The organism is Kitasatospora sp. NPDC051914, from assembly GCF_040680995.1.
Taxonomy (GTDB): Bacteria; Actinomycetota; Actinomycetes; order Streptomycetales; family Streptomycetaceae; genus Kitasatospora.
In genome coordinates this window covers 85,467-91,815 of the sequence record NZ_JBFAXX010000034.1, presented here as the reverse complement: position 1 = coordinate 91,815, position 6,349 = coordinate 85,467, and the positions used below count along the sequence as shown (strand labels likewise).

8 protein-coding genes are annotated in these 6,349 nt (G+C 74.9%); 6 read left to right on the top strand and 2 right to left on the bottom strand.

What is annotated here, in order from left to right:
- The first annotated feature begins 2 nt into the window (after positions 1 to 2).
- From AB0M03_RS22815 to AB0M03_RS22795, 5 genes are all read left to right on the top strand, one after another.
- Positions 3 to 623, top strand: coding sequence for a TetR/AcrR family transcriptional regulator (locus tag AB0M03_RS22815; RefSeq protein ID WP_363493668.1), 621 nt, complete (start codon positions 3 to 5; stop codon positions 621 to 623).
- Positions 610 to 2,235, top strand: a complete 1,626-nt coding sequence (locus tag AB0M03_RS22810; RefSeq protein WP_363493667.1) for an acyl-CoA dehydrogenase family protein — start codon at positions 610 to 612, stop codon at positions 2,233 to 2,235. Before AB0M03_RS22815 ends, AB0M03_RS22810 begins: the two co-directional genes overlap by 14 nt.
- Positions 2,232 to 3,113 (top strand): amidohydrolase family protein, encoded by an 882-nt coding sequence (locus AB0M03_RS22805; protein WP_363493665.1) that lies wholly within the window; start codon positions 2,232 to 2,234, stop codon positions 3,111 to 3,113. Before AB0M03_RS22810 ends, AB0M03_RS22805 begins: the two co-directional genes overlap by 4 nt.
- Before the next feature lie 75 nt (positions 3,114 to 3,188).
- Positions 3,189 to 4,052 (top strand): DMT family transporter, encoded by an 864-nt coding sequence (locus AB0M03_RS22800; RefSeq protein WP_363493663.1) that lies wholly within the window; start codon positions 3,189 to 3,191, stop codon positions 4,050 to 4,052.
- Between the two features lie 83 nt (positions 4,053 to 4,135).
- A complete protein-coding gene (locus AB0M03_RS22795) occupies positions 4,136 to 4,387 on the top strand; it encodes a DUF2277 domain-containing protein (protein WP_363493661.1) in 252 nt (83 codons plus the stop codon).
- Here the strand turns inward: AB0M03_RS22795 and AB0M03_RS22790 are convergent.
- Both AB0M03_RS22790 and AB0M03_RS22785 read right to left on the bottom strand, forming a co-directional pair.
- Positions 4,356 to 4,859, bottom strand: a complete 504-nt coding sequence (locus AB0M03_RS22790) for a DUF2269 family protein (RefSeq protein WP_363493659.1) — start codon at positions 4,857 to 4,859, stop codon at positions 4,356 to 4,358. The two genes, AB0M03_RS22795 and AB0M03_RS22790, sit on opposite strands and share 32 nt — an antisense overlap.
- Before the next feature lie 115 nt (positions 4,860 to 4,974).
- Positions 4,975 to 5,694 (bottom strand): 4'-phosphopantetheinyl transferase superfamily protein, encoded by a 720-nt coding sequence (locus AB0M03_RS22785; protein WP_363493658.1) that lies wholly within the window; start codon positions 5,692 to 5,694, stop codon positions 4,975 to 4,977.
- 290 nt (positions 5,695 to 5,984) lie between these two features.
- Between AB0M03_RS22785 and AB0M03_RS22780 the strand changes: the two genes are divergently transcribed.
- Positions 5,985 to 6,341, top strand: a complete 357-nt coding sequence (locus tag AB0M03_RS22780; protein WP_363493656.1) for a CU044_2847 family protein — start codon at positions 5,985 to 5,987, stop codon at positions 6,339 to 6,341.
- Positions 6,342 to 6,349 lie beyond the last annotated feature (8 nt).

Below are 6,349 nucleotides of genomic sequence, written 5' to 3'. Positions count from 1 at the left end.
ACCTGGGCGTCGCCGCCGCCGTCCTCATCGTGCTCGACCTGCGCCGTACCGAAGCCACGGTGCCCACCGACGCCACCGAAGCCGCGGCCGTGGCCACCGGCTCGATGTACCGGCACTTCGCCGGCAAGGCCGACCTCGCCGTCGAGCTGTTCCGCACGGTCGTCACCGGCGAGGTCGGTGCCGTCACCGAGGCCGTCGCCCGCGAGCACACCCCGCAGCGCCGGGTCGCCGCCGTCGTCGAGACCTTCGCCACCCGCGCGCTCAAGTCCCCGCGCCGGGCCTACGCCCTGCTCGCCGAACCGGCCGACCCGGTCGTCGACGCCGAACGGCTGGTCTTCCGCCGAGCCTTCCGCGACCTCATCGCCGCGCAGATCGCCGACGCCGTCGCCGAGGGCGAACTCCCGCCCCAGCAGCCGGAACTGACCGCCGCCGCACTGGTCGGCGCGATCGGCGAGGCGCTCGTCGGCCCGCTCGCCGGCGGCAGCACCCCCGACGACGTCATCCCGGCCCTCACCGCCTTCGCCCTGCGCGCCCTCGGCACCCCCGAGGGCGCGCCGAAGCGATCCGCCCAGGACACCACCCTCGCAGACCCCGCCCCAGGAGGACGGCATGCCGACGCATGAGGTCACCAACCAGGTCCCCGACCCGTACGGCCACGACGTCGCCGCCGACCCGGCGCTGCTCGACGGCCTGCAGCGGGCCGGCGCCGGCTGGGCCGAGGACGAACTCCACGAACTCGGCCGCCTCGCCGGCTCCGAGCAGGCCGACACCTGGGGCCGGCTCGCCAACGAGAACCCGCCCGTCCTGCGCACCCACGACCGGTACGGCCACCGCATCGACGAGGTCGAATTCCACCCGTACTGGCACGAGCTGATGGGCACCGCGGTCCGGTACGGGCTGCACGCCGCCCCCTGGGCCGACGACCGGCCCGGCGCGCACACCGCCCGCGCCGCCAAGTTCTACGTCTGGGGCCAGGTCGAGGCCGGCCACACCTGCCCGATCTCCATGACCTACGCCGCGGTGCCCGCCCTGCGCGCCACCCCGGCCCTCGCCGAGAACTACGAACCCCTGCTCGCCGCACGGGAGTACGACTTCGGCCTGCGCGAACCGCTCACCAAGCGCGGCCTGATCGCCGGCATGTCGATGACCGAGAAGCAGGGCGGCTCGGACGTCCGCGCCAACACCACCACCGCCGTCCCGCACGCCGACGGCACCTACCGCCTCACCGGCCACAAGTGGTTCACCTCCGCCCCCATGTCGGACGTGTTCCTCACCCTGGCCCAGGCCCCCGGCGGCCTCAGCTGCTTCCTGCTGCCCCGGGTGCTGCCCGACGGCAGCCGCAACCCGATCCGCCTCCAGCGGCTCAAGGACAAGCTCGGCAACAAGTCCAACGCCTCCGCCGAGATCGAGTACGAGGGCGCCACCGGCTGGCTGGTCGGCGAGGAGGGCCGCGGCGTCCCCACCATCATCGAGATGGTCAACATGACCCGCCTCGACTGCACCGTCGGCGCCGCCTCCGGCATGCGCTACGGCACCGTCCGCGCCCTCCACCACGCCACCCACCGGCGGGCGTTCGGCGCCGCCCTGGTCGACCAGCCGCTGATGCGCAACGTCCTCGCCGACCTCGTCGTCGAGTCCGAGGCCGCCACCACCGTCGCCATGCGGCTCGCCGCCGCCACCGACGCCGCCCTCGCCGGCGACGAGCAGGAGGCCATGCTGCGCCGCCTCGGCCTCGCCGTCTCCAAGTACTGGGTCTGCAAGCGCGGCCCGGTGCACGCCGCCGAGGCCCTGGAGTGCCTGGGCGGCAACGGCTACGTCGAGGAGTCCGGCATGCCCCGGCTCTACCGCGAGGCCCCGCTGGTCTCCATCTGGGAGGGCTCCGGCAACGTCGCCGCCCTGGACGCGCTGCGCGCCATGGCCCGCCGCCCCGCCAGCGTCGACGCCTTCCTCGCCGAACTCGACGCCGCAGCCGGCGCCGACCGCCGCCTGGACGCCGCGACCGCCGCCCTGCGCAAGCAGCTCGGCGACCTCACCGACCTGGAGTACCGCACCCGCCGGCTCGTCGAGTCGATGGCCCTCGCCCTCCAGGGCTCGCTGCTCGTCCGGTACGGCGATCCCGCCGTCGCCGACGCCTTCTGCGCCTCCCGGCTCGGCGGCGACCACGGCGCCGCCTTCGGCACCCTGCCGACCGGCACCGACACCGCCGCCATCCTGGAGAGGGCCGTCCGGCGGTGAACGAGGCCGCCGAAGTCCGCTCCTTCTGGGCGCGGTTGGGGCTGCCCGGCCTGATCGACGTGCACACCCACTTCATGCCCGAGCAGGTGCTCGACAAGGTGTGGGCGTACTTCGACGCGGCCGGGCCGCTCACCGGGCGCCCCTGGCCGATCGCCTACCGGCACGCCGAACAGCAACGCATCGACACCCTGCGGGAGTTCGGCGTCCGGGCGTTCACCGCCATGCTCTACCCGCACAAGCCGGCCATGGCCGGCTGGCTCAACGGCTGGGCCGCGGACTTCGCCGCCCGCACCCCCGACTGCCTGCACACCGCCACCTTCTACCCCGAGCCCGGCGCCGCCGGGTACGTCGCGGCCGCGGTCGACCGCGGCGCCCGGGTGTTCAAGGCCCATGTGCAGGTCGGCGCCTACGACCCCGCCGACCCGCAGCTGGACGGCGTCTGGGGCCTGCTCGCCGAGGCCGGCATCCCCGTCGTCACCCACTGCGGCTCCGGCCCGGCCCCCGGCAAGCACACCGGGCCCGGGCCGATCGGGGCCGTCCTCGCCCGCCACCCGCGGCTGCACCTGGTCGTGGCGCACATGGGCCTCCCGGAGTACGCCGACTTCCTCGACCTGGCCGCCCGGTACCCGAACGTCCACCTCGACACCACCATGGCGTTCACCGACTTCACCGAACGCCTGGCGCCCTTCCCGCCCGACCTGCGGCCCCGCCTCGCCGACCTGCAGGACCGCATCCTGCTCGGCACCGACTACCCGAACATCCCGTACCGGTACGCACACGCGCTCGATGCGCTGACGGGCCTGGGACTGGGCGAGGGGTGGCTGCGGGCGGTGTGCTGGGGCAACGCGGCGCGGCTGTTCGGGGTGGCCGGGGGCTGAGCCGCGGCGCGGTGCGGCCGGGCGGGGCCGGGGGCGGGTGAGACTGGGCGCATCCGGCGAAGGGAACCGCCTGCCTTGCTCCCCGTCCTGTTCGCCCTGTGCGGGGCCCTCAGCAACGCGCTGGCCACCGTGCTGCAGCACCGCGCCGCGCAGACCGTGCGGCGCTCCGAGGGCTTCCGCTTCGGCCTGCTGCTCGACCTGGCGCACCGCCCGGTCTGGGTGGCCGGCATCGTCGCGGTGACCGCCGCCGCGCTCTTCCAGGCGGTGGCGCTGGCCCGCGGCGCGCTCTCCGTCGTCCAGCCGATCTTCGTCCTGGAGCTGCCGTTCGCGCTGGTGATCTCGGCCCTGATGTCCCGCCGGAACCTCCCCGGCCAGGCCTGGACCGCCGTCGCCTGCATGGTGGTCGGCCTCGGCCTCGCGCTCGGCGCGGCCGCCCCGACCCCCGGCACCATGCACGTCCCGATGTCCCGCTGGATCCCGGCACTCGCGGGCTGCGGCGCCGCGATCGCCGTGCTCTGCACGGTGGCACTGCGCCGCCCGCCCGGCGGGGTCCGCGCCGCCTGCCTGGCGGGTGCGGCGGCCGTCGGCAACGCGCTGACCGCCGCCCTCATCAAGTCCTCCACCCACCTGCTGGACGTGCACGGCCTGGTGGCCTTCCTCACCGCCTGGCAGACGTACGGCTTCGCGATCGCCGGGGTCGGTGCGCTCTACCTGCTGGAGAACGCCCTGCAGTCCGGGCCGCTGGTCGCCTCGCAGCCCGCACTGACCCTCGGTGACGCGGGGGTCAGCCTGCTGCTGGGCGTCCTGCTGTACGAGGAGACGCTGCGCGCCGGCCTCTGGCTGATCCCGGAGACCGTCGGCGTCGCGCTGATCGTGGCGGGCGTGCTGGTGCTCGCCCGTACGCCGCTCACCCGCACCCTGATGGCCCCGGCCGGCTGACGCTCGGACCCGGGCGCGCCCCCGGGCCGGCCGATTCGGTGATGGCTGCCCCCGTGGTGTGCCCGGAGGGGCAGACTGGGGGTATGTGCCGATCGATCAAGACGCTCAGGCCGCCGGAGACGCCGGAGGTCACCACCGACGACGTCCACGCCGCGGCCCTGCAGTACGTCCGGAAGGTGTCCGGCTTCCGCGCCCCGGCCGCCCACAACAGGGAGGCCTTCGAGCAGGCGGTCGCGGCAGTGGCCGCCGCGACCCTGGCGCTGCTCGAAGGCCTGGAGATCAGGGGTGCCGGACGGGTGGAGGTCAGGCCCCCGTCGTCGACCCCGGTCGGATGACCATCAGCACCACGACCACCGCCCACAGCAGGTTGAACACGCCCGCGGTCATCGGCAGCAGCTTCAGGCCGCGCTCCGCCCGCTCCCGGTCGTCGCCGCGGGAGTGGGCGGCGGGCGTGCCGGCCTCCGCGTCCAGGGTGTCGATCACGGACTGCTGGGCGGGCACCACGAACAGCAGCAGCGAGCCGGCCGAGAGCGCCGTCAGCACGATCGAGGCGATCAGCCAGCTCTGCCCGAGGACGTCCATCACCTGGGCCACGCCGACACCCAGCAGCGGGACGGCGATCCCGAGCAGCGCGTAGACCTGGGTGATGCGGTGCAGCAGGCGCACCGAGGCGGCCGCGCCCGGCTGGTCCGCCCCGGAGCCCAGGGCCGCGGCCGCACGCCGCGGGAACATGCTGACGGCGACCGCGACCGGGCCGATGAACAGCACCGAGGCCAGCACGTGCAGGCTCAGCAGGAACTTGGCCATGGGGGAGACATCCTTCGCGGCGGCGGGGGAGAGGAGGGCGGGCACGCGCGGGTGCGTCCGGCGCGGCCGTCGCCGACGCTAACACCCCTTACGGCGGCGGCCCGGGCCCGGTCCCTCACACCGGAAGTACGGCCCCGGCCGTCTCCGCCAGCGGCACCAGCCGGACGGGCCGGGTGCTGACCGCCGCGAGCAGTGCCCCGCTGCGCGGCTCCGTCCAGTCGAGCAGGTGCAGGTCCTCGTGGCGGTGCCGGGCGGGCCCCGGGCCGGCGGCGTCCAGCGGCAACGCGGACAGGTCGACCTCGGCCAGGGTGTCCAGCGACACCCGGCCGATCTTGATCATGGCCTCCTTGCGCACCCACTGCCGGAGGAACGCCCCCGCCGGGTCGGGACGGGCGGCCACCGCGGCCGACTCCGCGGCACCCAGCACCCGCGCGTGCAGGTCGGCCAGGTCGCCGCGGCCGGTGCCCGGCTGCTCCACGTCGACACCCACCGGCACCGGCCCGGCCGCCGCGGCGACCACGCCCTCGGTGTGCGACAGGCTCAGCCCGATGCCGGGCCGCCCGGCCAGCGCGGGCGCGCCGTGCCCGGGCAGGTCGCAGTCGGGGCAGCGCTGCACCAGCACCGGCTCGGACACCGGGACGCCGAGCAGGTGCGCGGCGCAGAGCCGTACCAGCAGGTGCGCCGCGAGGAAGTCCAGCCGGTTGCGCTCCCTGCGGAGGCCGGCGGCCCGCTCCCGTTCGACCGGGGACAGCAGGTGCTCGCCGAGGCCCGGCAGCGCCAGCACCTCGGCGCTCTCCGCGACCACGACCAGCGGCCCACCGACTGCCTCGTCCATCCCCGCACCCTCCTGATCGGTCCCGGCCTTCCACCCTAGAACGTGTCCCGCCGCGGGAGATCGGGCAACCCCGTGCCCCCGGCGGACCGCTCCAGTGCCTTTGTCGACAAGTCATCGGCCCGGCGTTATCCGGCCGGTGGAACGGAGGGTGGATCAACCTGACATATTGTCATGTTCCTTGAAGATTACTGATGTCAACCCCGCCGGAACCGCTGCGCAGTGGCCCGTGCTGTGCGACCATCGCCAAGGAATTCGGCTGACAGTACGGCTTGACACGGTGGGGAGTGGCCATGTCGCACTACGTGGAGTTCCTGACGGCCGACGGCGCGGTGGTCCGGGTGGAGAGCACCGCCCCGGCCCCGGCGGCGTACGGGATGCAGCCCGTCGGGAGGGGCGGTGAGGCGGTCGTCCGGGCCGCCGAGACCTTCGAGCACGCGCTGGGCGGGGTCCGTGCCGCCGCCGAGGCGGCCCTCACCGTCCTGCGCGACGGCAGCCTGCGGCCGGACGCGGTGGAGATCGAGTTCGGCGTCAAGCTGTCCGCCGAGGCCGGGGCACTGATCGCCCGCACCGCGGCCGACGCCCACCTCACCGTGAAGCTCTCCTGGTCACCCGGCGGCGGTGCGGAAGCGGAACGGGCCGGGCACTGACCGGACGT